The 26,518-nt window shown below is 61.2% G+C and carries 27 protein-coding genes and 1 pseudogene; 16 read left to right on the top strand and 12 right to left on the bottom strand.

Annotated elements, in window-relative coordinates:
* The first annotated feature begins 221 nt into the window (after nt 1-221).
* From ACZ1HA_RS20745 to ACZ1HA_RS20735, 3 genes are read left to right on the top strand one after another with little or no spacing between them, the layout of a single operon-like run.
* The gene (locus ACZ1HA_RS20745) at nt 222-680 is read left to right on the top strand and encodes a hypothetical protein (RefSeq protein ID WP_472715246.1); all 459 of its coding nucleotides are present in this window, start codon (nt 222-224) and stop codon (nt 678-680) included.
* On the top strand, nt 677-1,237 hold the full coding sequence (locus ACZ1HA_RS20740; protein WP_375228834.1) for a hypothetical protein: 561 nt from the start codon (nt 677-679) through the stop codon (nt 1,235-1,237). The genes ACZ1HA_RS20745 and ACZ1HA_RS20740 overlap by 4 nt, the downstream gene beginning before the upstream one ends.
* On the top strand, nt 1,237-1,809 hold the full coding sequence (locus tag ACZ1HA_RS20735) for an SCO family protein (RefSeq protein WP_472715245.1): 573 nt from the start codon (nt 1,237-1,239) through the stop codon (nt 1,807-1,809). The genes ACZ1HA_RS20740 and ACZ1HA_RS20735 overlap by 1 nt, the downstream gene beginning before the upstream one ends.
* On the opposite strand, the gene ACZ1HA_RS20730 is transcribed toward ACZ1HA_RS20735, so the two are convergent.
* Nucleotides 1,782-3,014: a Coenzyme F420 hydrogenase/dehydrogenase, beta subunit C-terminal domain gene (locus ACZ1HA_RS20730; protein WP_472715365.1), complete on the bottom strand. Its 1,233-nt coding sequence runs from the start codon at nt 3,012-3,014 to the stop codon at nt 1,782-1,784. The two genes, ACZ1HA_RS20735 and ACZ1HA_RS20730, sit on opposite strands and share 28 nt — an antisense overlap.
* Nucleotides 3,014-3,774: pseudogene (locus tag ACZ1HA_RS20725) on the bottom strand (NAD kinase). Before ACZ1HA_RS20725 ends, ACZ1HA_RS20730 begins: the two are co-directional and overlap by 1 nt.
* A gap of 211 nt (nt 3,775-3,985) precedes the next feature.
* Between ACZ1HA_RS20725 and glyA the strand changes: the two are divergent.
* Entirely contained in the window at nt 3,986-5,281 is a 1,296-nt protein-coding gene (gene glyA, locus ACZ1HA_RS20720) for a serine hydroxymethyltransferase (RefSeq protein WP_375228836.1), read from the top strand.
* A 70-nt stretch (nt 5,282-5,351) separates the two neighbouring features.
* Here the strand turns inward: glyA and ACZ1HA_RS20715 are convergent, their stop codons facing one another.
* Complete coding sequence (locus ACZ1HA_RS20715) at nt 5,352-5,945, bottom strand: hypothetical protein (RefSeq protein WP_472715244.1); 594 nt, start codon at nt 5,943-5,945, stop codon at nt 5,352-5,354.
* A gap of 98 nt (nt 5,946-6,043) precedes the next feature.
* Between ACZ1HA_RS20715 and ACZ1HA_RS20710 the strand changes: the two genes are divergently transcribed.
* From ACZ1HA_RS20710 to ACZ1HA_RS20700, 3 genes are all read left to right on the top strand, one after another.
* A complete protein-coding gene (locus ACZ1HA_RS20710) occupies nt 6,044-6,799 on the top strand; it encodes an alpha/beta fold hydrolase (protein ID WP_472715243.1) in 756 nt (251 codons plus the stop codon).
* Nucleotides 6,800-6,931: 132 nt separating this feature from the next.
* Nucleotides 6,932-10,291, top strand: a complete 3,360-nt coding sequence (gene carB / locus ACZ1HA_RS20705; RefSeq protein ID WP_472715242.1) for a carbamoyl-phosphate synthase large subunit — start codon at nt 6,932-6,934, stop codon at nt 10,289-10,291.
* A gap of 253 nt (nt 10,292-10,544) precedes the next feature.
* A complete protein-coding gene (locus tag ACZ1HA_RS20700) occupies nt 10,545-10,805 on the top strand; it encodes a hypothetical protein (protein ID WP_472715241.1) in 261 nt (86 codons plus the stop codon).
* A 184-nt stretch (nt 10,806-10,989) separates the two neighbouring features.
* Here ACZ1HA_RS20700 and ACZ1HA_RS20695 read toward each other — a convergent pair whose 3' ends face one another.
* The gene (locus ACZ1HA_RS20695; RefSeq protein ID WP_472715240.1) at nt 10,990-11,769 is read right to left on the bottom strand and encodes a VPLPA-CTERM sorting domain-containing protein; all 780 of its coding nucleotides are present in this window, start codon (nt 11,767-11,769) and stop codon (nt 10,990-10,992) included.
* A 285-nt stretch (nt 11,770-12,054) separates the two neighbouring features.
* On the opposite strand from ACZ1HA_RS20695, the gene ACZ1HA_RS20690 reads away from it, so the two are divergent.
* Entirely contained in the window at nt 12,055-12,351 is a 297-nt protein-coding gene (locus tag ACZ1HA_RS20690) for a hypothetical protein (RefSeq protein WP_472715239.1), read from the top strand.
* 180 nt (nt 12,352-12,531) lie between these two features.
* A complete protein-coding gene (locus tag ACZ1HA_RS20685) occupies nt 12,532-13,656 on the top strand; it encodes a beta-ketoacyl-ACP synthase III (RefSeq protein ID WP_472715238.1) in 1,125 nt (374 codons plus the stop codon).
* A gap of 10 nt (nt 13,657-13,666) precedes the next feature.
* On the opposite strand, the gene ACZ1HA_RS20680 is transcribed toward ACZ1HA_RS20685, so the two are convergent.
* Nucleotides 13,667-14,131 carry a hypothetical protein gene (locus ACZ1HA_RS20680; RefSeq protein WP_472715237.1) on the bottom strand — a complete coding sequence of 155 codons (465 nt, stop codon included), beginning with the start codon at nt 14,129-14,131 and terminating at the stop codon, nt 13,667-13,669.
* A 281-nt stretch (nt 14,132-14,412) separates the two neighbouring features.
* Here ACZ1HA_RS20680 and ACZ1HA_RS20675 point away from each other — a divergent pair, with 281 nt between their 5' ends.
* On the top strand, nt 14,413-14,997 hold the full coding sequence (locus ACZ1HA_RS20675; RefSeq protein WP_472715236.1) for a thymidine kinase: 585 nt from the start codon (nt 14,413-14,415) through the stop codon (nt 14,995-14,997).
* Here ACZ1HA_RS20675 and ACZ1HA_RS20670 read toward each other — a convergent pair.
* The 5 genes from ACZ1HA_RS20670 to ACZ1HA_RS20650 form a co-directional block, all read right to left on the bottom strand.
* On the bottom strand, nt 14,994-15,932 hold the full coding sequence (locus ACZ1HA_RS20670) for a 2-hydroxyacid dehydrogenase (protein WP_472715364.1): 939 nt from the start codon (nt 15,930-15,932) through the stop codon (nt 14,994-14,996). The genes ACZ1HA_RS20675 and ACZ1HA_RS20670 overlap by 4 nt on opposite strands.
* Nucleotides 15,933-15,943: 11 nt before the next feature.
* Nucleotides 15,944-16,282, bottom strand: a complete 339-nt coding sequence (locus tag ACZ1HA_RS20665) for a tRNA-binding protein (protein WP_472715235.1) — start codon at nt 16,280-16,282, stop codon at nt 15,944-15,946.
* Entirely contained in the window at nt 16,275-17,090 is an 816-nt protein-coding gene (gene proC / locus ACZ1HA_RS20660; protein WP_472715234.1) for a pyrroline-5-carboxylate reductase, read from the bottom strand. Before proC ends, ACZ1HA_RS20665 begins: the two co-directional genes overlap by 8 nt.
* Before the next feature lie 32 nt (nt 17,091-17,122).
* Complete coding sequence (locus tag ACZ1HA_RS20655) at nt 17,123-17,623, bottom strand: type III secretion system chaperone family protein (protein WP_375228846.1); 501 nt, start codon at nt 17,621-17,623, stop codon at nt 17,123-17,125.
* A 275-nt stretch (nt 17,624-17,898) separates the two neighbouring features.
* Nucleotides 17,899-18,141, bottom strand: coding sequence for an accessory factor UbiK family protein (locus tag ACZ1HA_RS20650; RefSeq protein ID WP_375228847.1), 243 nt, complete (start codon nt 18,139-18,141; stop codon nt 17,899-17,901).
* A 94-nt stretch (nt 18,142-18,235) separates the two neighbouring features.
* On the opposite strand from ACZ1HA_RS20650, the gene lgt reads away from it, so the two are divergent.
* From lgt to ACZ1HA_RS20630, 4 genes are all read left to right on the top strand, one after another.
* On the top strand, nt 18,236-19,120 hold the full coding sequence (gene lgt / locus ACZ1HA_RS20645) for a prolipoprotein diacylglyceryl transferase (RefSeq protein ID WP_472715233.1): 885 nt from the start codon (nt 18,236-18,238) through the stop codon (nt 19,118-19,120).
* Nucleotides 19,117-20,175 carry a class I SAM-dependent methyltransferase gene (locus ACZ1HA_RS20640; protein ID WP_472715232.1) on the top strand — a complete coding sequence of 353 codons (1,059 nt, stop codon included), beginning with the start codon at nt 19,117-19,119 and terminating at the stop codon, nt 20,173-20,175. The genes lgt and ACZ1HA_RS20640 overlap by 4 nt, the downstream gene beginning before the upstream one ends.
* Nucleotides 20,172-20,927, top strand: a complete 756-nt coding sequence (gene pgeF / locus ACZ1HA_RS20635) for a peptidoglycan editing factor PgeF (RefSeq protein WP_472715231.1) — start codon at nt 20,172-20,174, stop codon at nt 20,925-20,927. Before ACZ1HA_RS20640 ends, pgeF begins: the two co-directional genes overlap by 4 nt.
* 868 nt (nt 20,928-21,795) lie before the next feature.
* Nucleotides 21,796-22,422 carry a Hint domain-containing protein gene (locus ACZ1HA_RS20630; protein ID WP_472715230.1) on the top strand — a complete coding sequence of 209 codons (627 nt, stop codon included), beginning with the start codon at nt 21,796-21,798 and terminating at the stop codon, nt 22,420-22,422.
* On the opposite strand, the gene ACZ1HA_RS20625 is transcribed toward ACZ1HA_RS20630, so the two are convergent.
* Nucleotides 22,419-22,919, bottom strand: a complete 501-nt coding sequence (locus ACZ1HA_RS20625) for an Lrp/AsnC family transcriptional regulator (RefSeq protein WP_375228853.1) — start codon at nt 22,917-22,919, stop codon at nt 22,419-22,421. The genes ACZ1HA_RS20630 and ACZ1HA_RS20625 overlap by 4 nt on opposite strands.
* Nucleotides 22,920-23,123: 204 nt before the next feature.
* Here ACZ1HA_RS20625 and trxB point away from each other — a divergent pair, with 204 nt between their 5' ends.
* Both trxB and ACZ1HA_RS20615 read left to right on the top strand, forming a co-directional pair.
* Complete coding sequence (gene trxB / locus ACZ1HA_RS20620) at nt 23,124-24,104, top strand: thioredoxin-disulfide reductase (protein ID WP_472715229.1); 981 nt, start codon at nt 23,124-23,126, stop codon at nt 24,102-24,104.
* A gap of 126 nt (nt 24,105-24,230) precedes the next feature.
* Nucleotides 24,231-25,571, top strand: coding sequence for a cytochrome P450 (locus ACZ1HA_RS20615; protein ID WP_472715228.1), 1,341 nt, complete (start codon nt 24,231-24,233; stop codon nt 25,569-25,571).
* Here ACZ1HA_RS20615 and ACZ1HA_RS20610 read toward each other — a convergent pair.
* Nucleotides 25,550-26,449, bottom strand: coding sequence for a PhzF family phenazine biosynthesis protein (locus ACZ1HA_RS20610; protein WP_472715227.1), 900 nt, complete (start codon nt 26,447-26,449; stop codon nt 25,550-25,552). The genes ACZ1HA_RS20615 and ACZ1HA_RS20610 overlap by 22 nt on opposite strands.
* Nucleotides 26,450-26,518: the final 69 nt, after the last annotated feature.

Genomic DNA, 26,518 nt, shown 5'->3' with positions numbered 1-26,518 from the left:
CCCCTTTTTCGTACGGCATCGCGTCTGCCCTCCGGGCTGTCCTGACGCCTGGCCCCAAGGCCAAAAAGATCTCTGTCTTTCATGATATTACAGGAACCTGATCCGCGCGAAGACCGCAGCCCTCACAGCCGCGCGCGAAAAATGTGATCGCCCGTTCCCGCCATTTCTGTTGACCGCTGCCAGAGCGCCCGGCAGGCTGACCGCGTCAGAAAGGAACAAATATGCGCGGATTTTTCAAGGCAGCCCTCGCCACGATGCTGATGCCACTCGCCCTGCCGGCGGCGGCCGCAGAAGGCGAACGTATCCAGGTCACGGGCGAGATTATCGACACGTGGTGTTATTACTCAGGCGTCATGGGCGGCCCAGATGCCGTGGTGGGCTCCGCACACCATACCTGCGCACTCTGGTGCTCGGCAGGCGGCATCCCGGTTGGCCTGCTGGCCGAGGATGGCACCGTTTATATGGTGCTGAAAATCGCGCAGGACGCCAATTCTGCCAGCGGCGACACCCAGCTCAGCCTGGCCGCCCACACAGTCACCGCAGACGGCATGCATTACGAGCGTGACGGGCTGAACTACCTCGTCGTCAGCGAGGTTGTCAGCGACATGGATATCGTCAACGCCACGCACGAAGACTACGGCACCGTTCCACCCTTTTCATTCCCGGATCCGAACAAATGAGAAAACTGATCCCGCTCCTGGCCCTGCTGGCCAGCCCGCTCACAGCCCAGGACTTCTCTGAAGGCTCCGAAGCACGGTCCTGGAACCTCTACGCCGAGGTGCCTGCGCGATTTGAGGCCAAAGTCGTCGACATCCTGTGCGAACTTTCGGGCGACTGCCCCGCCAACTGCGGCGACGGCGCACGTCAGCTGGGACTTTTGCGCACCGCCGATGATGTACTGGTCTTTCCCAACAAGAACAGCCAGCCCGCCTTTACCGGTGCCGCCGAAGAGCTGCTGCCCTTCTGCGCACAGGTAATCGAGGTGGACGGCCTGATGATCACCGACCCCGATCTGAACGTGGACAATGTCTATCTGGTTCAGCGGATCAAAGCCGGGGATGCTGACTGGATCAAAGCCAATACCTGGACCAAAAAGTGGGCGAAAAAGCATCCGGAAGCCAAAGGCAAAGGCCCCTGGTTCCGCCGCGATCCGCGCGTGAAAGAGATCATCGCCAACGAAGGATATCTCGGGCTCGGGGCTGAGGCGGATGCCGCCTATGCCGAGGACAACTTCTGATGCGGCTCCGCGCCCTTGGGGCGGTGCTCTGCATCGCAGCGGGCCCGCTGCTGGCGGGCACCACGCCCCTGCCCTTTGACATCGGCGGCCCGTACGAGCTGACGGACCAGCATGGCCAGACCGGGACCGAAGCCGACCCCGACGGGCACGCGCAGCTGCTGTTTTTCGGCTATGCCAACTGCCCTGATATCTGCACCGCCGCCCTGCCCCAGATGGCGGGCGTCGTGGATGCCATGGCCGCAGAAGGGATCACCGTCACGCCGGTGATGATCACCGTGGCCCCGGAACAGGACAAGGTGGACACAATGGGGGCGCCACTGGCGAAATACCACGCGGATTTCATCGGCCTGACCGGGGGTGAAAAGGCTCTGCAGGACGCCTGGGAGGCCTTTGCCGTCGAGGTCGAACCGCTGTTCATGGACCCGGAATATGGCTGGATCTATTCCCATGGCAGCTTTGTTCATCTGCTGGATGGCGACGGCAAACTGCTCACATTGCTGCCGCCCATCCTGAACGTGGATGACACCGCGAAAATCGTGCGGACCTATCTCTCGCCCGACACCGGGTCCTGATCGGCGTCCATCCCCCGGCGCTCACCTGGTTCCGGCTCCAGGCCATAGGGCGCGGCGATCTGCCAGACGTGTTCCGGCACCATATTTTTCATTTTTGCTGGCATCTGGCGGCGCAGGTGCAGAATGGTCTCGGCTGCCTTCATCTCGACGCGCGCACGGGCGAATTCCAGGCCCCGCGGCCCCATGCGTGGCTGCAGCCAGCTTACCACCGGACGCAGCCAGTCAGGCATGCGCCGCAGCGGCAGTCCGCCTGCCGCGCGCGCGGTATTGGCGATGAACCCTTTCACGGCACCACCGCGTTTGCCCGCTGATCCGGGGGTATCCAGCACGATCCGGTCGCCAAGAGCTTCAAGCAGTGCCGCCCCGCGCGCATTGCGCACCAGAAGCCACTGATCGCCCTCGCCGCCCATGTAGCCCACGGTGATATCCGCCAGAACATTCGTGTAATCGACGCAGGTGCGGCAGGTCAGCGGAAAGAAATCAGGATCCAGATCGGAAATCGGCAGGGCCAGGAACGGGATCAACCGCTGCCGCCCGTCCGCATACCGCAGCTCGACCCGGTAATCCGCGCGGAACTCCAGATAGGTGATACTGCCCGGCTCCTCGTCCAGCAGCGCCAGAAATTCATGGAAGTTTTCTGTTGTCGTATTGTCCGAACAGGGCGTGCCTATGACATAGAGCGCCTCCAGACCCAGCTGCGCCTCCAGCCGGCGCAACGCATAGATCTGACAGGGGATGCCAATGACGGCCAGCCGCGTGAAACCGCGCTTCTGCGCGTCCTCCAACAGGGCAAGCAGCGGCGCATAGCCCATGCGCATGCCCCGCGCGCGCGCCATGTCACCGGGCTCTGTGATCAGAGCGGGCACCGGGCGCCACCGGTCCTGCGCATCGGGCACCATGGTCAGCACCGCATCCACGGCACCGTCTTCCAGCAGCTGCGCGCCCAGCGCCGTTGTGATGCCCGTCCATTGCGCGCCTTCTGCAGCCGGTGCAAGCCGGGCGCGGTACATCGCCTGAACGGGGCCGAAAAACTGCTCATCTCCCGGCCCGCGCACCCGGCCATGCACCTGGCGTTCCATCGCCGGATAATCGGGCACGATAAACTGACAGGCCCGGCCGCAGTCTTTCGCGTTTTTCATGCGGGACAGGCCACAATCGGTGCAGAGCCCGCGCGGCGCTGGCTCCGACAGATCGGGCGTGATGATCACGTGAACTGCTCGTTGATCAGGCGTTCTTCGAGACCATGTCCCGGGTCAAAAAGGATGTGGTGCGCCACCGCCGGTTCCGACCTGATTTCCACCGTAACCACGCCGGTGACCGATTTGGCATCCGCCTCGGCCATCACCGGGCGTTTCTCAGGCTCAAGCACGTCAAACCGCACGGTGGCATCCTTGGGCAGCAGCGCCCCCGCCAGCGCCTGGGCCGGAAGGCACTCATCGCCGTCAGCGCCAGCACCTCAGAGCCGATGGGCAGAATGGGGCCGTGCGCAGAGTAGTTATAGGCGGTCGAGCCCGCTGGTGTGCTCACCAGCGCACCATCACAGACCAGCTCGGCCATACGCAGCCGGTCGTCAATCGTGATCTTCAGCTTGGCCGCCTGCGGCCCCGCCCGCAGCAGCGACACCTCGTTGATGGCCAGCGCCTCAACCTCGGTACCATCTGCCTGCGTGGCTTTCATGCTCAGCGGATTGATCACCGCCTCTTCCGCCGCCGCCAGCCGGTCGGCCAGGTCCGTCTCGGAATAGGCATTCATCAGAAACCCGATGGTGCCGCGGTTCATGCCGTAAACCGGTGCCTGCAGATGCTGACAGGCGTGCAGCGTCTGCAGCATGAAACCATCACCGCCCAGCGCCACAATGACTTCTGCCTCTTCCGGAGCCACATTGCCATAGCGCGTGATAAGTGCTGCACGGGCCGTTTGTGCGACCTCGGCGCGGCTGGCAGTAAAGGCAATTTTGTCAGGCATGATGCGGTGCTGTTCCGGTTTATTTATCCCAAAACAAGCACATATGACCCGCCATGACCAGAGCCGTGCCAAAAGGCAGGCGCCACAGGTTTCCGATACGCGCAGCGCAATGCCGCGCCAAAGCGGCGGGGCGTCGCTTTACCGCCTTTTGCAGGTGTTCCGTTTAGGCTATGAGGCGCGCATATCTGCTTTTTGCCAGGGAGACTGCCCCATGAATGCCCCGCACCGCACGCCCGGTTTCTTCACCGAGACACTCGCCGACCGTGACCCGGAGCTTTTCGGCTCCATTACCGATGAACTGGGCCGCCAGCGCGACGAGATCGAACTGATCGCCTCCGAGAACATCGTCTCCGCGGCTGTGCTCGAGGCGCAGGGTTCGGTGATGACCAACAAATACGCCGAAGGCTACCCGGGCCGCCGGTATTATGGCGGATGCCAGCACGTGGATGTGGCAGAGAACCTGGCCATCGAACGGGCGTGCAAACTGTTTGGCTGTGAATTTGCCAACGTGCAGCCGAACTCCGGCAGCCAGGCCAACCAGGGTGTGTTCCAGGCGCTGCTGCAGCCCGGTGACACAATCCTCGGCATGTCGCTCGACGCCGGCGGCCACCTGACACACGGCGCGCGCCCGAACCAGTCGGGTAAATGGTTCAACGCGGTACAATACGGTGTGCGCCGCGAGGACAACATGCTGGACTACGACCAGGTTGCCGCCCTGGCAAAAGAGCACCAGCCGAAACTGATCATCGCCGGTGGCTCGGCCATCCCGCGCCAGATCGACTTTGCAAAGATGCGTGAAATCGCCGACAGCGTGGGCGCATACCTGCATGTGGATATGGCGCATTTCGCGGGCCTCGTGGCGGCAGGCGAGCACCCCTCGCCCTTCCCGCACGCCCATGTGGCCACCACGACAACGCACAAAACCCTGCGCGGCCCGCGCGGCGGCATGATCCTGACCAACGACGAAGCGCTGGCGAAAAAATTCAACTCCGCGATCTTCCCCGGCATCCAGGGCGGCCCGCTGATGCATGTGATCGCCGCCAAGGCCGTGGCCTTCGGCGAGGCCCTGCGCCCGGAGTTCAAAAACTACATCAGCCAGGTCATCACCAACGCCCAGGCCCTCAGCGATCAGCTGATCAAAGGCGGCCTCGACACGGTGACCCACGGCACCGACACCCACGTGGTGCTGGTGGATCTGCGCCCCAAAGGCGTCAAAGGCAACGCCACGGAAAAGGCCCTCGGCCGCGCGCATATCACCTGCAACAAAAACGGTGTACCGTTTGATCCGGAAAAACCGATGGTCACCTCTGGCATCCGTCTGGGCTCACCTGCGGGCACCACACGCGGATTCGGCGAGCCTGAATTCCGCCAGATCGCAGACTGGATCATCGAAGTGGTCGACGGTCTTGCCGCCAATGGCGAGGAAGGCAACGCCGCGGTCGAGGCCAAAGTCCGCGCCGAAGTGGCCGAACTCTGCGCCCGCTTCCCGATGTACCCGAACCTCTGAGCAGCTTCCGGGAAACAAAATATCGCGCAAAGCCCCGCAGTCTTCTGCGGGGCTTTTCCTTTGACCAGGATCAGCCTTCCGCCGGCCCCACGGCCCGCTGCCGGGGCACGGCATCAATCTCACGATGCTGCAGAATACGTGATTTGACCCGCCGCTGCGCGCGCACCTCAAACGCCGGGGATTCACCGAACTGATGTGCCTGACCCTGCAGGTCAGTGAACCCCCACCTTGCGACAACCAGCTGAAATATCTTCACTTCTTCGCCGTCATCGTCGGAATAATACTGGTGCTGCCAGGCGCCCTTGATCTGCACGGACAGGCGCACCGCATCCTTAGGGGGCGGCGGGCGGCGCTGTGCAGCAGCACGTTGTGCTGCCACGCTCTCCATTGCCTGCAGCGTGCGTGCCAGAGGCCCCGTATCCAGCGCCCGGCGTCCGGAAAAAACACAGACGATCTCCTTGTCGGTCTCGAAAAAGGCCCGCGCCAGAAACAGGTACCGCCCCGAGCGGTGAAACCCGGGCACAATTTCCACCTCGACCGGGCCGCCATAGGTTTTGAACAGGTCACGGTCTTCCTGCTCCGGGCTCTCGCCCAGCCGTCCGAAAACAGTTTTTTCATGCTTGTGCCAGGTCCTCGCGCCATCCATGTCTTCTGGCGCCCCCACCAGCTACATCGCCCGAAAGTCTTAACAAACCTTTACCCCGCAACTACCTGCGGGGCTGCGGGCTGGCGCGTCCCGGTGAAATCCGCTAGCCCTTGGGCATGTTGAACCACAGCGTTTTCGGGGACCCCGCCGCACCGGGTGTGATCATCGTGCACGGGCTCTACGGCTCCGGCCGGAACTGGGGCGTGATTGCCAAGCGTCTTTCTGACGCGACGCGTGTGATCACCGTGGATATGCGCAATCACGGCACCAGCCCGCGCACGGAAACCCACAGCTACCCGGATCTGGCCACCGATCTGGCGGAACTGATCGACCATCTCGGCGGACCGCTGCATGTGGTCGGTCATTCAATGGGGGGCAAGGCCTCCATGATGCTGGCCCTGACCCGTCCCGACCTGGTGGACCGCCTGGTGGTGGCAGACATCGCACCCGTCTCTTATGGCCATTCTCAGGTGCAGTACATCCACGCCATGCGCGCCGTGGACCTCAGCCGCGTGACCCGCCGGTCCGAGGCCGAGGCGCAACTGGCCGAACTGGGCGTGGAACCCGCGCTCTGCAGCTTTTTCACCCAGTCGCTGGATGTGCCCGGCAAGGCCTGGCGCATAAATCTCGACACGCTGGAACGCGAGATGGACAAGATCCTGGCCTTCCCGCAGGTCGACGGGCAGTTTGCCGGCGAAACCCTGTTTCTCTCAGGCGCGCTCTCGGACTATGTGAAACCCGACGACCGGCCAGAGATCAAACGGCTGTTTCCCCGGTCGCATTTCGCCAAACTGCCCGGCGCCGGTCACTGGCTGCATGCCGAAAAACCACGCGAGTTTGAGGCGGCTGTGCGCACATTCCTCGGGCTCTGAGTACGCGCCCGGCGGCGGGCCGGCACAAACACCGCGCTATTCTCCCATTCCCCCTTGCACAGCGGTCTCTCATGCCTATAACGCAGGACAATTTGGACACATGGGGGTGTCCGATCAAAAAGGGGCTGCGCCATGCCAAAGAGAACCGATATCAAATCGATCATGATCATCGGCGCGGGGCCCATTGTTATCGGCCAGGCCTGCGAATTCGACTACTCCGGCGCACAGGCCTGTAAGGCGCTCAAGGAAGAGGGATACCGGGTCATCCTGGTGAACTCGAACCCTGCCACCATCATGACCGACCCCGGTCTCGCAGATGCCACCTATATCGAACCGATCACCCCCGAAATGGTCGCCAAGATCATCGAAAAGGAACGCCCCGACGCGCTGCTGCCGACGATGGGCGGCCAGACCGGCCTGAACACCTCGCTGGCGCTTGAGGAAATGGGCGTTCTGGACAAGTACAACGTCGAGATGATCGGCGCCCGGCGTGCTGCCATCGAGATGGCCGAGGACCGCAAGCTCTTCCGCGAGGCGATGGACCGTCTGGGCATCGAAAACCCCAAGGCGGCGATTGTCACCGCTCCCAAGGACGATACCGGCCGCAAGGACCTGGCCGAAGGCGTGCGCCTGGCGCTTGAAACCCTCGAAGAGGTGGGCCTGCCCGCCATTATCCGCCCGGCCTTTACCATGGGCGGAACGGGGGGCGGCGTGGCCTATAACCGCGACGATTACGAGGCGATCTGCCGCTCCGGCATGGACGCCTCCCCCGTGGGTCAGATTCTGGTCGATGAATCGCTGCTGGGCTGGAAAGAATACGAGATGGAGGTGGTACGCGACACCGCTGACAACGCCATCATCGTCTGTTCCATCGAAAACGTGGACCCGATGGGCGTGCACACGGGCGACAGCATCACCGTAGCCCCCGCGCTGACGCTCACCGACAAAGAATACCAGATCATGCGCAATCACTCGATTGCCGTGCTGCGCGAGATCGGGGTCGAAACCGGCGGCTCAAACGTGCAGTGGGCCGTGAACCCGGCGGACGGGCGCATGGTTGTGATCGAGATGAACCCGCGGGTGTCGCGGTCCTCTGCCCTCGCCTCCAAAGCCACCGGTTTCCCGATTGCCAAGATCGCCGCGAAACTGGCGGTGGGCTATACGCTCGATGAGCTCGACAATGACATCACCCGCGTGACACCGGCGAGCTTTGAGCCGACCATCGACTATGTCGTCACCAAGATCCCGAAATTCGCCTTTGAGAAATTCCCGGGCGCCACGCCCGATCTGACGACTGCGATGAAATCCGTGGGCGAGGCGATGTCCATCGGCCGCACGATCCACGAGAGCATGCAGAAGGCGCTCGCCTCCATGGAACAGGGCCTCACCGGCTTTGACGAGATCGACATCGACGGTGTCGGCGTCGGCCACTGGGAGAGCGAAGGCGCCAATGAGGCCGCGATTGTCAAAGCGATCAGCCAGCAGACACCTGACCGGCTGCGCACCATCGCCCAGGCCATGCGGCACGGGCTCAGCGATGATGACATCCACGGCGTGACGATGTTCGACCCGTGGTTCCTGGCGCGGATCCGCGAAATCATCGACACCGAACGGGATCTGCGCGCGGGCGGCCTGCCCCAAGATGCAACCGCTCTGCGCCAGCTCAAAATGATGGGCTTCACCGATGCGCGGCTTGGCCAGCTCACCGGCCAGGATGAAACCGCCGTGCGCCGCGCGCGCACCGATCTGGGTGTCACCGCCGTCTTCAAACGCATCGACACCTGTGCCGCCGAATTCGAAGCCCAGACGCCCTATATGTATTCCACCTACGAATCGCCCGTCTTCGGCGAAGTGGAATGCGAGGCCCGCCCGTCGGACCGCAAGAAGGTCGTCATCCTTGGTGGCGGTCCGAACCGGATCGGCCAGGGCATCGAGTTCGATTACTGCTGCTGTCACGCCTGTTACGCGCTGACCGACGCGGGCTACGAGACCATCATGGTCAACTGCAACCCCGAAACCGTCTCGACCGACTATGACACCTCCGACCGGCTCTATTTCGAGCCGCTGACCTTTGAACACGTCATGGAAATTCTGCGGGTCGAGCAGGAAAACGGCACGCTGCACGGCGTGATCGTACAGTTCGGTGGCCAGACGCCGCTGAAACTGGCCAACGCGCTTGAGGGGGCGGGCATTCCGATCCTGGGCACAACGCCCGACGCGATTGACCTGGCTGAGGACCGCGAACGCTTCCAGCAGCTGGTGCAGGGTCTGGGCCTGAAACAGCCCAACAACGGCATCGCCCATTCCGACACCGAGGCGCTGGAGATAGCTAAAGACATCGGCTTCCCGCTCGTGATCCGCCCCTCCTACGTGCTGGGCGGCCGCGCCATGGAGATCGTGCGCGATCAGGCGAGCCTGGAGCGCTACATCACCACCGCCGTGGTCGTCTCGGGCGACAGCCCCGTGCTGCTCGACAGCTATCTCGCAGGTGCGGTGGAACTGGACGTTGACGCGCTCTGTGATGGCACGGACGTGCATGTCGCGGGCATAATGCAGCACATCGAAGAGGCCGGCGTGCACTCGGGCGACAGCGCCTGTTCCCTGCCGCCCTACTCCCTCTCCCGCGACGTGATCGCCGAGGTCGAAGAGCAGACACGCGCGCTCGCAAAGGCACTCAACGTGGTCGGCCTGATGAACATCCAGTTCGCGATCAAGGACGGCGAAATCTACCTCATCGAGGTCAACCCCCGCGCCTCGCGCACCGTGCCCTTTGTCGCCAAAGCCACCGACAGCGCCATTGCCTCCATCGCCGCGCGTATCATGGCCGGTGAGCCGCTCTCGAACTTCCCGCAGCGCCCCGCCTATGACGAGACCGCAGCATACGATGCCGTATTGCCGCTGGGCGATCCGATGACCCTGGCTGACCCGAACATGCCCTGGTTCTCTGTCAAAGAGGCCGTTCTGCCCTTCGCCCGTTTCCCCGGTGTTGACACGATCCTCGGGCCGGAAATGCGCTCTACCGGCGAAGTGATGGGCTGGGACCGCGACTTCCCCCGCGCCTTCCTCAAGGCGCAGATGGGCGCGGGCAACCCGCTGCCGACCTCGGGCTGCGCCTTCATCTCGATCAAGGACGCGGACAAAACGGACGACATGCTGTCAGCCGCAAAAATTCTCCTGGAACAGGGCTTTACCCTTGTGGCCACGCGCGGCACGGCAAAATGGCTGAACGATCATGACCTGACCTGCGGCACCGTGAACAAGGTCTACGAGGGCCGCCCGGATGTGACCGACATGATGAAGGACGAAGGCATCCAGCTGGTGATGAACTCGACCGAAGGCACCCAGGCCGTGGAGGACAGCAAGTCCATCCGCTCCATCGCGCTCTATGACCGGATTCCCTATTTCACCACTGCCGCCGGCTCCTACGCCGCAGCGCTGGCCATCCAGGCCCAGGCGGCGGACGATGTGGGCGTCAAAGCGCTGCAGGCCTGATCCGGCAGCATCCGCTCACGCCTCGTCGGCTTATTGTTCTGCGGATGCAGCGCAGAAAAAACCGTTTTGCGCCCCGGGCCGTCGGCAATCCGGACTGTCTGACATCAGCGTCGATGGCAGGTTTCAGAGCACTCCCGGTGCGGGAGGCTTCCGCACCTGTTCATCGCAAAAGCATCCTTCCCGCCTGGTCAGGAAGCCATGGCGTACTACAACAGGTGCATCCCCGCCTGCACAAAGATGAGGAAAAACGCCGGTGCACCTGAGATACGCGATCGCATTCAGCCTGCCAGTTGTCGCCGGATGCGCTTCGACGTCTGACGTCACGAATTCGACGATCACTGTGAACGGCGAAGAATACCTGTTCCGGACCAGTACAGTGCAGGGCGTTAATGGTCCGTATGAGTTGTCCCAGGTGAAGGTGCGCAGCCTGTATTACGCATGCCTGCCCGAAAGTCCCGGAGACTGCGAAGCGGTCGTGCAGTCTGTGGTGGACCAGCGTCCCGGCGACGGTTGAGCGGTACTTCCGGCTCCTGCCACGCAGAGCTGGCCATGCGCGCGCAGGCAGCGAAGGCTTCAAGCGTCAAAGCGCTGCAAGGGCAACAAGCGGGACCGACAACGGTTACGCGGGCGGATGCGCTGCAATGAAAAAAGGCGCCCGGTGTGTCGGGCGCCTTTGAAGTTCATAACGAAGGCTCAGTTTACGACCGTTTCCTGCGGCGCAGCAGGCCCAGACCACCCAGACCGGCCAGAAGCAGCGGCATTCCAGCAGGAAGCGGAACCGTTGAAGGCGGCGCTGGTTCCTCCTCAATACCCGCATAGGTCACATTACCCTGCGAATAGTTGTAGAACCCGAACCCGCCATCCTTGAACAGCGATCCATGCTCTGCCGAGGTATAGCTTATCTCTTTGACCCCATCGACGGACACTTCGATCAGTGTTTCGGTAAAGATCAGTTCAAAGGTGTAGGTCTGTAAATCATTCCAGCCCGTCGCGCCAAGGTTTGTTGCTGTTTTCTTCTCGGACAGAACACCGATGTGTCCCCAGAAATCCTGTTCAGCCAGCGTGGAACCGGTGACATGACTCAGGCTCAGGCCTGCTTCGCCCAGAGTATCCAGGTATGTCTGGTTGCCCTGTTTCCAGTCGACCAGCCAGTAATCGACCGTTCCGGCGCTGCCATCCACTTCGCCGGCATCCATACCGAGGACAAATCCTACGAAATCGTCGTCGAAGGACGTATTGACGCGGATCGTACCGCTCAGCGCCTTTCCCTGAGATGACGCCGCGCCATCGTAAAAGACCGAGACCTGGCTGTTCACGGTCTGAGTGACCGAGTTATTGTCAGCTGCCAGCGACCAGTTGCCGGCAGGTTGTGCCCCCGGTCCCTGCTCGACACTCCATCCTGACAGATCCACCGGCGCGGCCATAACGCCGCTGGCCAGCAGCAATGATGCTGTAAATGAACTGATGAGAATTTTCATAAAATTACCCTTCACAATATTGTTACCAATTCCTTAAGCTAGCTCTCAAAGGGGCTTCTGTTCAACCAAAAATTGTTTTGCCCGGTCACCTGCCCGGACAATCGCCCGGTCTCATCCGCCGGATCCGGGCCCCATAATGCCACCGCAAACAGGAGAAAAACGGGCGGGCGTCCGACGGCGGCCCGGCAGGAAACTGCGACGGCAGAGCCCGCCTTGTGCGGCACAGTTCCCGAATGCCCTGGCTTGTGTCATCATCGGGCAGCAGTTCCAAAAGGAGTTTTTTCGATGCGCTTTTCCGCTCTCATTGTATTTGCCGCCCTCGTTTCCGCCTGCACCCCCGCACCGGCCCCCGAACCCGTGACCGGATCCCTGCCGCTTTTCGGCGACGGCTACCGGTTCAAAGGGGACATCTGCCGCCGCGTGGGAGAGGATGATTTCACCAATCAGTTCCTCGATGATGCCGCCGATCTCGTCGCCTGTCCGGCGGATGCAGAGAACCTCGGCGTCTTCGTGACCGACACAGGCGCTGTCGAGGTTGCACAGCGTGATGGCTACATTCTTTACTCGGTGCCGGTGCGTTAACAAAGCGCTGCAGGTGCGCGCGCTGCGCACCGACGTAATACCGACGTTAAACCGACGTGGTACCGACGCCGCACCGTCAGGCCACGACCGCGCTGGCCGACGCTGCGTCACTTGCCCTTCCTGCCCTTGACGCAGCAGCCTACATGGGCTGAGAACACTGCACCCTCGGAGGCATGACCCATGTATAAACCAGCCATCACCGGAACCGGTGTTTTCACCCCGGACAATGTGATCACCAACGCCGAGCTGGTGACGGCTTTCAACGCCTATGTTGATCTCTTCAACGCGAAAAATGCTGAGGCAATTTCGGCTGGCACCGTCGCGGCCAAAGAGTATTCCTCCGAAGAGTTCATCGTCAAAGCCTCCGGCATTGAGCAGCGTCATGTGATCGACAAAACCGGTGTGCTGGACCCATCCGTGATGCACCCGTTGCTACGCCAGCGTGAGGATGATGAGCCGTCTCTGATGGCTGAGATGGGCGTGGATGCCGCAGCCAAAGCTCTGGCTCAGGCGGGGCGCACGGCAGCGGATGTTGATCTGGTGATCTGTGCTGCCTCCAACATGGAGCGCGCCTACCCGGCCGTCGCCATTGAAATACAGCAGCTCCTGGGGATCGAAGGCTTTGCCTTTGACATGAACGTGGCCTGTTCCTCGGCGACCTTCGGCATCCAGGCTGCGGCCGATATGGTACGGTCCGGCAGCATCCGCAGCGCGCTGGTCATCAACCCCGAGATCTGTTCAGCGCACCTGGAATGGCGCGACAGGGACTGTCATTTCATCTTTGGCGACGTGGCAACCGCAACCCTGATCGAACGCGCTGATGCCGCACAGGGCGCACATTTTGAAATCCTCTCGACACGGTGCGCAACAGAATTTTCCAATAATATCAGAAATAACAACGGCTACCTGCGCCGGTCACGCCCGGCGGGCATGGTGGACCGCCGCGACATGCAGTTCATGCAGAACGGTCGCAAAGTATTCAAGGAAGTGCTGCCGATGGTGTCAGAGCATATTGCGGCACACATGCAGAGCAACGGCGTTGAAGCAGACGATCTCAGACGTCTCTGGCTGCACCAGGCCAACAAAACGATGAACGACTTTATTGGCCGCAAAGTGCTGGGCCGGACGCCCGCACCCGAGGAGCAACCCAACATTCTGCAGGACTACGCCAACACGTCCTCTGCGGGCTCGATCATCGCTTTTTCAAAGTATTCGGATGACCTGGCAGATGGTGACGCCGGTCTGATCTGCTCGTTCGGTGCAGGGTATTCAGTGGGCTCCGTGCTGGTACGCCGGCGCGCCTGACCGGGTTCCTTCAGGCGCCGCCGTGATCCTGTTCCAGGTGCAGCTTCATATCGATCAGAACCTGTTGCAGCAGCGTCGTTTCCTTGAGCAGCCGCTTGGCTTCATTGACGGTGATTTTGCCGTCTTCCATTGACTGCTGATACTCGCCCATGAGCATCGCAAACCGCTGGCTGAGCGCGATCACGTCGCTGTTCACGCCACCCGGACGTTCAGAATTGGGCCGGCGCTCATCGTACTGCAAAGATGTCCCCGACAGCTCCGCCAGCGCGCCTGTCACATGCGGGTACCGCGCGGCCTGCTCCAGCAGAGCAACCGTCTCGATGGGCATGTACCGGTCCGCATGTTCGTCGTGATCGGAATAGTACCGCCCCAGTGTCGCCTTGGACTTGCCGGTGACACGGCACGCCTGTTCGATACCGACGTCTTTCACCAGAGCTTCGGTGTGTTTTTTCAGGTAGCGCCCGATCGCAGTCATTGAGTCTTCTCCCGTGGCCGGTCACGTGGTTCAGATGCCGGATAGATACTTGCGTTCTCCCATTAATCGGATGTCAGGGAAATGTCATTTATAAAAGCACACCCGCGTGTTTTGGGGGGTAATGAGTGGCCGGCGATCCCGCAGCTGGTTTTTTGGTAGGAGCCGCGCTGCGCTCTGTTGTGACGGGAAAACAGTCCGGCCCCCGCCGGATATTGCGCAGCCGCTCCCTTCAACGTCCCTGAGGCGCTTGCGACCGGTAATACTGCGGCTTATCAAGCCGCATGGCCAAACTGTACTTTCACTACTCCACAATGAATGCCGGTAAATCGACCGTGCTGCTGCAGGCCGCGCACAACTACCGCGAACGGGGCATGGAAACATACCTGCTGACCGCGCGGTTTGATAACAGAGCCGGCAAGGGCAGAATCGCATCCCGGATCGGCATTGGAGAGCCGGCGGACACATTTGGGCCAGAAGACAATCTGTTTAATCTGATCGCGCAGCGTCTTGATGCGGGCCCGGTCGCCTGCGCCTTTGTGGATGAGGCACAGTTTCTCAGCAAGGATCAGGTGTGGCAGCTCGCACGGGCCGTTGATGACCTGCATATTCCGGTGATGTGTTTCGGGCTGCGCGTTGACTTCCGGGGCGAGCTTTTTCCCGGCTCAGCCACGCTACTGGCGCTGGCGGACGAAATGCGCGAGGTCCGCACCATCTGCCACTGCGGCAAGAAGGCCACCATGGTGGTCCGCCAGGACGCGGACGGCAATGCACTGCGTGACGGGGCGCAGGTGCAGATCGGCGGCAATGAAACCTACGTGTCACTCTGCCGCCGCCACTGGCGCGAAGCGGTCGGCGACAGCGCCTAAACCGCGTTGGGCAGTGGATTCCCGTCGAAAAACGCAATCAGGTTGTTCACACTCATGAGGCCCATGTCCTCGCGCACCTCCAGCGCTGCGGTGCCGATATGGGGCAGCAGAACCACGTTCTCCAGCGCTTTCAGCGCGTCCGGGACCTCAGGCTCAAATTCATAAACATCCAGCCCCGCACCGCCGATGCGCCGCTGCTGCAGTGCCTCAATCAGGGCGTTTTCCTGCACCACATTGCCACGCGCAATATTGATCAGATGCGCATGCGGCTGCATGGCCGCCAGAACCTCTGCGTTGATCAGATGGTTGGTTTCCGCTCCGCCCGGCACTGCCGTGACCAGAACATCGACCTGACCTGCCAGCACCAGCAGGCTGTCCGCCCGGGTCGCCGGAAAGTCCAGCTGTTTTTCCGACCGGCTGTGATAGGCGACCTGCATGCCAAAACCAAAATGACAGCGCCGCGCAATCGCCTGACCGATACGACCCATCCCGACAATGCCAACCGTTTTACCGCTGAGATGCATCCCCAGAAGCTGCGTCGGATGCCAGCCTTCCCAGGTGCCCGCGCGGACAATCCGTTCACCTTCGCCTGCCCGGCGCGCGCTCATCAGCATCAGCGTCATGGCGGTGTCTGCAGTGGCATCCGTAACCGCACCCGGCGTATTGGATACGGCAATGCCAGCCGCCTTTGCTGCATCCGTGTCGATATGGTTGTAGCCCACACCAAAGTTCGCCAGCAGACGGCAGCGCGCATCCGGCACAGCCTCAAATATTTCCGCGTCATAGAGATCACCGAGGGTCGGGACCACCGCGTCATACTCCCTGAGCGAGGTCAGCATTTCGTCGCGGCTGAGCGGGCCGGTCTCCGGCCGGACAGTCAGCTCAAACCGCGCGCGGGCGGCGGCCTGTACCGTTTCAGGCAGCGGGCGGCTCATAAAAACACGGGTCAATGCATCCGTCCCCCGTCCGGGACGTCGTGATCCGGGCTGATCAGTACGATACCACCTTCGCTGTCGGACACGCCAAGCAGCAGAACTTCTGACATAAACGGGCCGATCTGGCGCGGTGGAAAATTCACCACCCCCATAACCTGGCGCCCCACCAGTGCTTCCGGTGTGTAATGCGCCGTGATCTGCGCAGAGGTTTTCTTCTCGCCAATCTCCGGGCCAAAGTCGATCCAGACCTTGATTGCGGGTTTGCGGGCTTCGGGGAAAGGTTCCGCCCTCAGCACCGTCCCCTTGCGGATATCCACCGCCATGAAGTCATCGAATGTGATCTCAGCCATTTGCCAGTTCTCTTGATCTTTCCGTTGCGGCCCGGACCGCGCGTTTCATCAGCGCGGGAAAGCCGTTCTCTTCGTCCATCAGCACTTCGAGCGCCGCCTGTGTCGTCCCGTTTGGAGAGGTGACGTTGATCCTCAGCCGATCCGGACCGACATCAGCAGCCTGGGCCAGCGCGCCGGCGCCCGCGACCGTGGCTGTGGCCAGCCGCATCGCCAGCTCCGGCGGGAGGCCTTCGGCGGCACCCGCCGCGGCCAGCGTTTCGATCATATGGAACACATAGGCCGGGCCTGACCCGCTGACGCCTGTCACCGCATCAATATCCGCCTCCGTTTCGACGCGCACAACTTCGCCAACAGCAGACAGCAGCTCTTCAGCCTCGGACAGTGACGCTTCGCCTGCTGCGCCATTGCCGGCAATGGCGGTGATCCCTTTTGATATCGCCGCCGGCGTGTTTGGCATCGCGCGGACAACAGGCGTGTCAGCCCCGAGGATGCTCTCGAAGTAGTCGATCGTGATCCCGGCGGCGACACTGACAAAGACGGTACTGCCGCCGCCCATCGCCTGCAGACGGGGCAGTGCATCCGCCATCATCTGTGGTTTGACCGCGACCAGGACAACCGCGGGTGCCGGAGGCAGTTCGCCGTTCAGAGCCACCCCGGTGCTTTGCAGCCAGTCAGATGGGTAGGGATCGATCACACTGACCGAAGCGGCCGGAAGGCCCCTGCTCAGCCAGCCTTCCAGCATGGCCGAGCCCATTTTTCCACAGCCCAGCAGGACCAGTCCCTGTTGTGCAATCCGGCTGTTTTCCATGTGTCCCCCCGCGAATGATCTGGGGGTCAGGTTTACGCGCGGCCGTACGCCTCTGCAATGGCCACCTGCAGGGCCTCGGCGGGCGTCTGATCCCCCCAGGCCAGCAGCTGCATCGCCGGGTAATACCGCTCGGCGCTCATCACAGCGGCCCGGATCATCGTATCGATCTGATCTGCGGACGCCACATGGCCGCCGGACAGCACGAGGCCATAGCGGTACACCATGAGTTTCTGTTCTTCCCAGTATGTAAAGGCCCCGGCCCAGCACTGGTCATTGATATGGTTCAGCAGCTCGAAGGTCTGCGCCAGCTTGTCCTCGGGTGGTTCCATGTCAAACGTGCAGATCATACGCAGCGTTTCATCAAAGGCCGACCAGGCGAGTGTCAGTGAATAGGTGCGCCACTGCCCTTCGACGGCCATCGCAATCTGCTCGTCGGAAATCCGGTCAAAATCCCACTCATGGTGGGCAGCCAGATGTTCAACGATATCGATGGGGTGAATGTCTTCTTCCAGATACTGCTCGGACAGGGCCATAGGTACACCTCTTTTTTCGCTCTGGCGATGGTGGCCTGATGGCCCCCAGGAACCAGGTGCCTGCGCTATGGATCGGGGCGATCCCCTCGACCCATACATGATATGGTGCTGTGCATGAGGCTCTGTGGCAACCCCTTTTCTTGCGGGATAACACAATAAGTTGTGGATATCACAAAACAGGGCTCAAATTGTCCGCATCTGTTAAGACACGGACAAGCGGTAAAGGATTTGTTTACGTATCAGCGCGGCCCGGGCACGTTTCGGGCCGTCCGGCGTTACTTACCGGCTTCAAGCGCGTCGAGACGCGCACGCAGTGCTTCGTTCTCTTCGCGGGCTTTCTGCGCCATGCTGCGCACCGCGTCGAACTCTTCGCGTGTCACAAAATCACGGTCCGCGAGCCAGCGGTCGACGAGGCTTTTCATCGCGGTTTCGGCTTCTTCGCGCGCGCCCTGCGCCACGCCCATCGCGTTGGTCATCAGCTGAGAAATGTCGTCGAACATTTTATTGCGCGTCTGCATCGTGTCTCTCCGTGTCGGTGTGCCTCCTATATGGGCCTGATCGGCCTGCGCTGCAAGGTTGACTTCCCTGGCGCGTCGCGGGCAATTGGGCGTCATGCAAGCTGTCCTCCCGTTTCCGGAGATCTCGCCGGAGATTTTTTCCGTCAGCCTTTTTGGCTTTGATTTCGCGCTGCGCTGGTATGCGCTCGCGTATATCGTCGGCATCGTCATCGGCTGGCGTCTGGTTGTCTCCGCCGTGCGGCGCCCTGCGCTCTGGCCCGAAGAGACACCACCGGCGACCGACCGGCAGATCGAGGATCTACTGACCTGGGTGATCATCGGCGTCATTCTGGGCGGCAGGCTGGGATATGTCTTCTTCTACCAGCGCGACTATTATCTCGCCCACCCGGGCGAGATTCTCGCCGTGTGGCAGGGCGGCATGGCCTTTCACGGTGGGCTGTTGGGCGTGATCACCGCCGCCTTTCTCTATGCCTGGAAACATGCACTGCCCCGCCTGAGCCTCGCGGACGCAATTGCGATCGGGGTGCCGCCAGGTCTGCTGCTGGGCCGGCTGGCGAACTTCATCAATGGTGAGCTCTGGGGAAGGCCGACGGATCTGCCCTGGGGTGTCGCCTTTCCAGGCCCGGATGCACAGAATTGCCCGGATGTTGCGGGTCTCTGCGGACGTCATCCCTCGCAACTCTATGAAGCAAGTCTTGAGGGGCTTTTTCTAGGCGCTGTGCTGCTCTGGCTTGTGTGGCGTTCCGGCGCGCTCAGGCGGCCGGGTCTCATAGCCGGTGTCTTTTTCGCCGGCTACGGGCTCTCCCGTTTCCTGGTGGAATTCGTGCGTCAGCCGGATGCTCACTTCGTTGCACCCGGCAACCCGCTGGGGCTCGCCTGGCATGTGGGCGGCTGGGGGCTGACGATGGGCCAGATCCTGTCCGCACCCATGATCCTTGCCGGACTTTGGCTGATCCTGCGCGCAAGGCGCGCCCGGTGAGCCTGCGGGAAACACTGGTGGCGCGGATCGCGGCGCAGGGGCCGATGACCGTGGCTGAGTATATGCAGGAATGCCTGCTGCACCCGACCGCCGGCTACTACACGACGCAGGAACCCTTCGGGACAGACGGCGATTTCATTACGGCCCCGGAGATCAGCCAGATGTTCGGGGAACTGATCGGCCTGTGCCTCGCTCAGACGTGGATGGATCAGGGACAGCCCGCGTCCTTTACCCTGGCCGAGGCAGGCCCCGGACGCGGCACGCTGATGGCGGACATCCTGCGGGCGACCGGACAGGTGCCGGGCTTCGGCGCAGCAGCACAGGTCGTGCTGATCGAGGCGTCCGAGCGGTTGCGTCAGGTTCAGCGCGAGACGCTGCCCGGCGTGGAGCCAATATTCATCAGCGCCCCGGATGACTTGCCAGACGCCCCGCTCTATCTGGTGGCAAACGAGTTCTTCGATGCACTGCCCGTGCGCCAGTTTCAGCGCGGCAAACATCATTGGCACGAGCGTATGGTCGGGCTGAGTGAAAATGATCTCAGTTTTGGCCTTGGTCCTGAAACGCCGCAGCCCGCGCTCGCAGACCGGCTGGCCGATACCGAATCGGGAAACCTGGTTGAATACTGCCCTGCTGCCGCACCCACTGTTGATGCGATCGGGCAACGGATTACAGCTCATGGCGGTGCTGCGCTGATCATCGACTACGGCGACTGGCGCAGTCAGGGGGATACACTGCAGGCGCTGCAGGATCAGAAACCGGCGGACCCGCTTGCGTCACCCGGCAAAGCTGACCTAACCGCGCATGTGGACTTTGAAGCTCTGTTTGCCGCCGCACCCTGTGCCTGCTCGAAACTGACGCCTCAGGGCGTATTTCTGGAACGCCTCGGGATCACGGCCCGCGCGCAGGCGCTTGCCGCCGGGCTGAGCGGCGCCGCGCTGGAGCAGCACATCGCCGCACATCGCCGCTTGACGCATCCGGCGGAAATGGGAAACCTGTTCAAGGTTCTTGGCCTTTTCCCGCATGGCAGCAGCCCTCCGCCCGGACTGGACGTATGACGCTTGAAATACTGACCTCTGACATTCTCGGCGACACGCGCCACGGTTTCTTCACCCGCCGTGGTGGCGCATCTTCCGGCGTTTTTTCCGGTCTGAACTGTGGAACAGGCAGTTCGGATCAGTCAGAAATTGTGGCTATCAACCGCGCCCGGGTTGCCGGTGCGATGCAGGTGCCGCCGGAGCATCTGGCAGGGGTGCATCAGGTTCACTCGGCAGATGTTGTCGTTGTAACCGAACCGACGACGGACAGGCCCCGTGCCGACGGGCTGGTCACCCGGACGCCGGGCATCGCGCTTTCCGTTCTCACCGCAGACTGCCAGCCCGTCCTTTTCGCGGACCCTTCTGCCGGGGTCATCGGGGCCGCACACGCAGGCTGGCGTGGCGCGCTGGATGGCGTTCTCGAAGCCACCGTTGACGCAATGATCGGTCTTGGCGCCACACGCGAAGCAATCCGTGCCGTCATAGGGCCCTCGATTTCGCAGGCAGCTTATGAGGTCGGCCCGGAGTTTTTTGATACCTTCATGGCAGAGGGTGACGAAAACGCACGGTTTTTCGCGGGGGGATCCGGTGACCGTTTTCAGTTTGACCTGCCTGCCTATGGCCTGCACCGCCTGCGCACTGCAGGTATTGGCGAAACCGAATGGACGCGCCACTGCACCTATGCAGATGCGGACCGGTTTTATTCATACCGCCGCAGCACGCATTCAAAAGAAGCAGACTACGGCCGGCTCATCGCCGCGATAACGCTCTGAAAAAGCACCGATCCGGGCAACAATCTGGCATATCGTGCCCGGAAATTGCCGCAGATCACCTGAACAATCGGATGATTTTCCTGCCATTGTCCCTGTCGCCGCTAACCAGAACTGAAATTTCTCAATAGATTCAATTTTCTACGTATTTTCTGATAATTGCGGCAATTCGTTCTAAATTGCAGCGAAACAATCTGATTTATTGTTGATTTTTTTTACCACCAGTCAAATTCCGGCCCGATTGACCGGGCAATTTAAGGGTCAACAAGAGGCAAAAAGGCCCAATCGCAGATAATCGAGCAGGACACGACGATGAAAAGAAACGCACGTTTTACTAAATCGGTCGTCAGGACAACATCGGCATCAGACCCCGATATGCCCTGGCACCGCGGCATCCGCCGGGCGGATTTCATCGCGCGTCGCAAGCAAGAGCAGACCCCGATGCGGGTATCTGCCTGAAACTCCCCTCTGCCCCAACAGAGGTTTTACTGTCGACAGAAACCCTCCTGCGTCGAATCGCAGGAGGGTTTTCTTATGCGCACTCAAATGTGACGCCGCCTGCCGGGATCGGGAAACAAAACACCTGCGCTGCCCGGACTGACATTCGTCAAGGAACAATTAACGCTGATTTTTGACAGATTGAGAGATGATACCCCATTCTGAAGCCACCCTGTACACGAAAGAACTGTAAATTGTCCTTTCCGTGATCGTCGGTGGGGGCCGGCACGGGATGTGACCAACCGTTAAAAGGTGATCGCATGACCCTGACCCCCATTCTGTTACCCCGGGGCACACATCTGGCAATCTGACGCAAAGCGCACCCGGTGCCCGCGTTGTCGATATTTCCGCCCTGCGCGAGGACGGCAGCACTGTGATCGGTCAGCGGCGCGTCCCCTCTCATCCTGTATTTGATGCAGCCTTTTCGGCGTTTGCCCAGGGCACACTGATACAGACAGAAAACGGGCAGTCTGCGGTTGAGGATCTGCATCCTGGTGACAGGGTTCTGACCTCGGACGGTCAGCACACAGAAGTGACATGGATCGGGTCAGCATCCTTTTCTCCGTCGCAGGGAATGGCCAGGATGCCGCTGACACGGATCATGGCGGGAAGCTTCGGCGTCAGCCGTCCGGACAGTTTCATCAGCCTCGGTGGAGGAGCCCGTCTTCTGCAGTCACAGCCCGGCATGGCGCGTGCGCGCGAAGGTCAGCAGGTTCTGACGCCGGCCAGCGCTTTTGTTGACGGGGTCAATGTCATCGAAATGTCGCCGCCCACACCAGTGCGCCTCTTTCATATCGGGCTGCGCCGGCATGCGGCGATTGTTGCCGCCGGGCTTGAGGTTGAGAGCTATCACCCGGGCCAAAATCCGCTGCAGCATATGTCTCCGACACTGAGCAGCGTTTTCATGTCCCTGTTTCCGCATGTCAGCACGCTCACCGATTTCGGTCCGCTGCGCCTGATGCGTGTCCCGGATGAAAACGGCGACCTGACAGCCGCCTAATCGCCGGAAGCGAGCCGCTCTTCGAGTACATCAAACGGAACGCCGGGCTCATCCTTGGCACCGCGGATGACCAGTGAGGTTTTCACACTGGCCACGTTTGGTGTGGTCAGCAGTTCGCCGGTCAGAAATTTCTGAAAACTCGACAGATCGGGCGCTGCACACTTGAGGATGAAATCGACCTCGCCGTTGAGCATGTGGCACTCGCGCACCAGCGGCCATGCCCGGCAGCGTTCCTCAAAGGCGGACAGATCAGCCTCCGCCTGGCTGGCCAGACCGACCATTGCAAATACCTGAACCTCAAAACCCAGTTCGCGCGCATCAACCTCGGCGTGATATCCGCGGATATATCCTGCTTCCTCAAGCGTCCGCACACGACGCAGACAGGGAGGAGCAGATATGCCGACACGTTTGGCCAGCTCAACGTTGGTCATGCGACCATCAGCCTGCAGTTCTGCCAGAATTTTTCGATCAATCGGATCCAGACGTGTTCCGGCCATGAGTCCCCCGCTTTATTTTGCGGAAGTTATAACAGCCCCAAAGCCACGCGCAACAATGTTTCGCAATCACGCAACATTCTTTCACAAAACCCGCCGTGGCACATAGCGAAGCTGTGACCGTTGTCACGACAGCAGGGGTTTAAGACCCGACGTGTGAACTGTATATCGGGTCTGCTACACAGTGTCAGATTCTCGGGGGATGCAATGGGCGACACACGGAAGACACGCGTTCTGATCATCGGATCAGGTCCGGCCGGCTATACAGCAGGCGTTTACGCCAGCCGCGCCATGCTGGAACCCATTCTGGTGCAGGGAATTGAGCCTGGCGGGCAACTGACCACAACCACCGAGGTGGAGAACTGGCCCGGCGACACGGAAGTTCAGGGCCCCGACCTGATGGTGCGTATGGAAGCCCATGCCTCGGCGATGGGCACAGAGATCATCGGCGATATCATCAACGATCTGGATCTCAGCAAGCGCCCCTTTGTGGCAACCGGCGACAGCGGCACGACATACGTGGCCGATGCCGTGATCCTTGCGACCGGCGCCCGCGCGAAATGGCTGGGGCTGCCGTCCGAAGAAAAGTTCAAGGGCTTTGGCGTTTCGGCCTGTGCGACCTGCGACGGCTTTTTCTATCGCGGCCAGGAAATTGTTGTCATCGGGGGCGGCAATACCGCTGTAGAGGAAGCGCTTTTCCTGACCAACTTTGCGTCCAAAGTGACGTTGATTCACCGTCGTGATGAGCTGCGTGCCGAAAAAATCCTCATCGACCGGCTTATGAAAAACCCCAAAATCGAACCTCTGTGGTTCCATGAACTCGAAGAAGTGGTCGGCACGGACGCGCCGCTTGGCGTGGAATCTGTGCGCGTGAAGCACACAAAGACCGGCGAAATCACCGAAATTCCTGCCAAAGGTGTCTTTGTCGCCATCGGTCACGCACCTGCAAACGAGTTGGTGAAAGACGTACTGGAAACCCATATGGGCGGCTACGTTGTGACCAAGCCGGACAGCACTGAGACGTCGATCCCTGGTGTTTTCGCAGCGGGAGACCTGACAGACCACAAATACCGTCAGGCTGTGACATCAGCCGGTATGGGGTGCATGGCGGCCCTTGAGGCAGAGCGTTTTCTGGCCGAGAACGAAAACGGGGAAACCGCCGTTCTGACCGACAGCGCCGCGGAATAATCCTCACTACCGGCGCGCCGGTGTTGCGTGCGTACGGTGGGTTAAGCCACTCCCAACCCTCCAGCGGGATAAAGCATAACGTGTCCACCCGGACGCGTTGCTTTTCTGAATGCTGCGAGGTTCATCATGCCCACCCGTGCCGCCCTGTCTCACATTCCCGGCCCCCCGGTTCCGCCCGTGATCGGCCACACACTGACCATCGCGCGCGACAGCTATGGCACTCAGCAGGAATACATCCGCCGCTATGGCGATGTGTACAAAACGAAGATGCTGGGCGTCTGGCGGGTCAATTTGTGCGGGCCAGACGCGCTCGAATACGTTCTGATGGACCAGGAGAAAAACTTCTCCTCCGAAGGTGGATGGGACGCGCTGGCACGGATCTATCCGGGCGGACTGATCCTGCAGGACTTTGATCACCACCGGCAGAACCGCCGGATTATGAATGCGGCATTCCGGGCATCCGCCATCCGCGACTACCGCGAACGGATGGCCGAAACAATGGCCGAACTGCTGGCGACCTGGCCCAAGGACACACCGTTCTGTTTCTACACTGCGATCAAAGACCTTACCCTGCGTGTTGGTGGTGCTGTTTTCATGGGGCTGCCGCTCGACGGCGATCTGGCAAAACAGATAAACCGCGCGATCACCGATGAAATCCGTGCCTCGGTAACGCCGATCCGTCAGGCGATCCCCTTTACGCCGATGTGGCACGGCGTGCGCGGGCGTGATTTTCTGCGGGAAACTTTCCGCACGATGATCCCGGAGCGACGTGCGAAAGGTGGCGACGACTTCTTTTCGCAGATGTGCAATGCCACGGATGAGGACGGCAAATCCTGGACCGAGGATGAGATCCTCAACCAGTTCAACCTGCTGATCATGGCCGCGCATGATACAACCGCCACGTCACTGTCTGTTATGATGGCGGCACTCGGCACCCATCCGGACTGGCAGATGCGGCTGTCGCGTGAGGTCGCAGCACTCGGCAGCGGGCCGCTGGACGAAGACGCGCTGAAGTCGATGACCGAAACGGACAAAGTGTTCCGTGAAGCATTGCGGCTGGTGCCGCCCGTGCCCTTTATTCCGCGCAAGGCTGTGCGCGATTTCCACTGGCATGGGTACGACATTCCCGCCGGAACATCGCTTGCGCTCAACCCCGGTGTGACGATGCTGTCGCCCGAACTCTACACCAATCCGACCGAATTCGACCCGGACCGGTTTTCGCCTGAGCGCGCCGAAGACCAGAAGCACCGGTTCGCCTGGACCCCGTTTGGCGGCGGTGCTCACAAGTGTATCGGCATGCACTTTGCCCGAATGCAGGTGAAGCTTTTCATCGCGACGTTGCTGCGGGACCACCAGCTTGAACTGCCCAACGGTGCGCCGGAATGGCAGCGGATGCCGATCCCGAAACCGAAAGGCGGGCTGGCGGTTGTTCTGCGCCAGCAGGCTCAGCTCAGGCTGGTAGCCTGACCTGTGGACGGAAAAGTCACCTGCCCGGACATCACCACAGCCCCGGAACCACTGACCTCGACACCCGAAATGGCCGTGGATTCGCCAAGCACCCGGACCTGCGCCCGGCCCGGGCGGCCCATGCCATCACCCTGCGCAGCGGTGAATTCCGGCCCTGGTATATGACCTCCCGCCCAGAGGTAAGCCGCCATCGCACCGGTCGCTGAGCCCGTGAAAGGGTCCTCGGGCGGGCTGGGCGGCGCGATCAGCAGGCGGCTCATCGTATCACTGCCAGGCGGTGTGTCCTGCAGCGTGACCCAGAATGGCTCCATCATATCCACGCCCGGCTGGCCCAGATGATCCGCGAAACGGCGCAGCGCTCCGGCATCCATCTGCAGACTGTCCAGTACAGCCCGGTTCTTTAACAGAGTGATGCAGAACGGCAGGCCGGTTGAGACGATGCGCGGTGGCGCGATGATGTCCTGCGGTGCGATCCCGCCAAAATCCGCAACAATATCTGCGGGGACGTTATCACCGAACTGCGGTGCAATCTGTGTCATGCGCACCCGGTTTCCCTGCACCGAAACCGGCACATTCCCTGCCAGCGTTTCCAGCACAAGATCGCCATCCCCGATCAGACCGCGCGCGCGCAGCGCCACAACTGTTGCAACCGTCGGATGGCCGGCAAAGGGGATCTCGCGGCTGGCCAGAAAATAGCGCACACGCAGATCTGCAACCTCTGACGGGCCGGTGAAGGTGCACTCGACAAGCGATGTTTCACGCACATAGGCCATGCATATATCATCCGGCAGTCCCGCGCCCTCATGCACCACTGCACATCCGTTGCCGCCGAAAGGCACCTCCGAAAAGGCATCGACCCAATCAAAATCAAACTGCATGCTGCGCTCCGTCAAAAAAGGCCGCAGAATACTGCGGCCCTTTCAGAATTCATCGCTTTGTCACCCGCG

This window comes from Roseobacter sp. S87 (assembly GCF_055693285.1).
The sequence above is the reverse complement of the archived record's forward strand: the minus strand, read 5'-3'. Positions and strand labels throughout refer to the sequence as shown.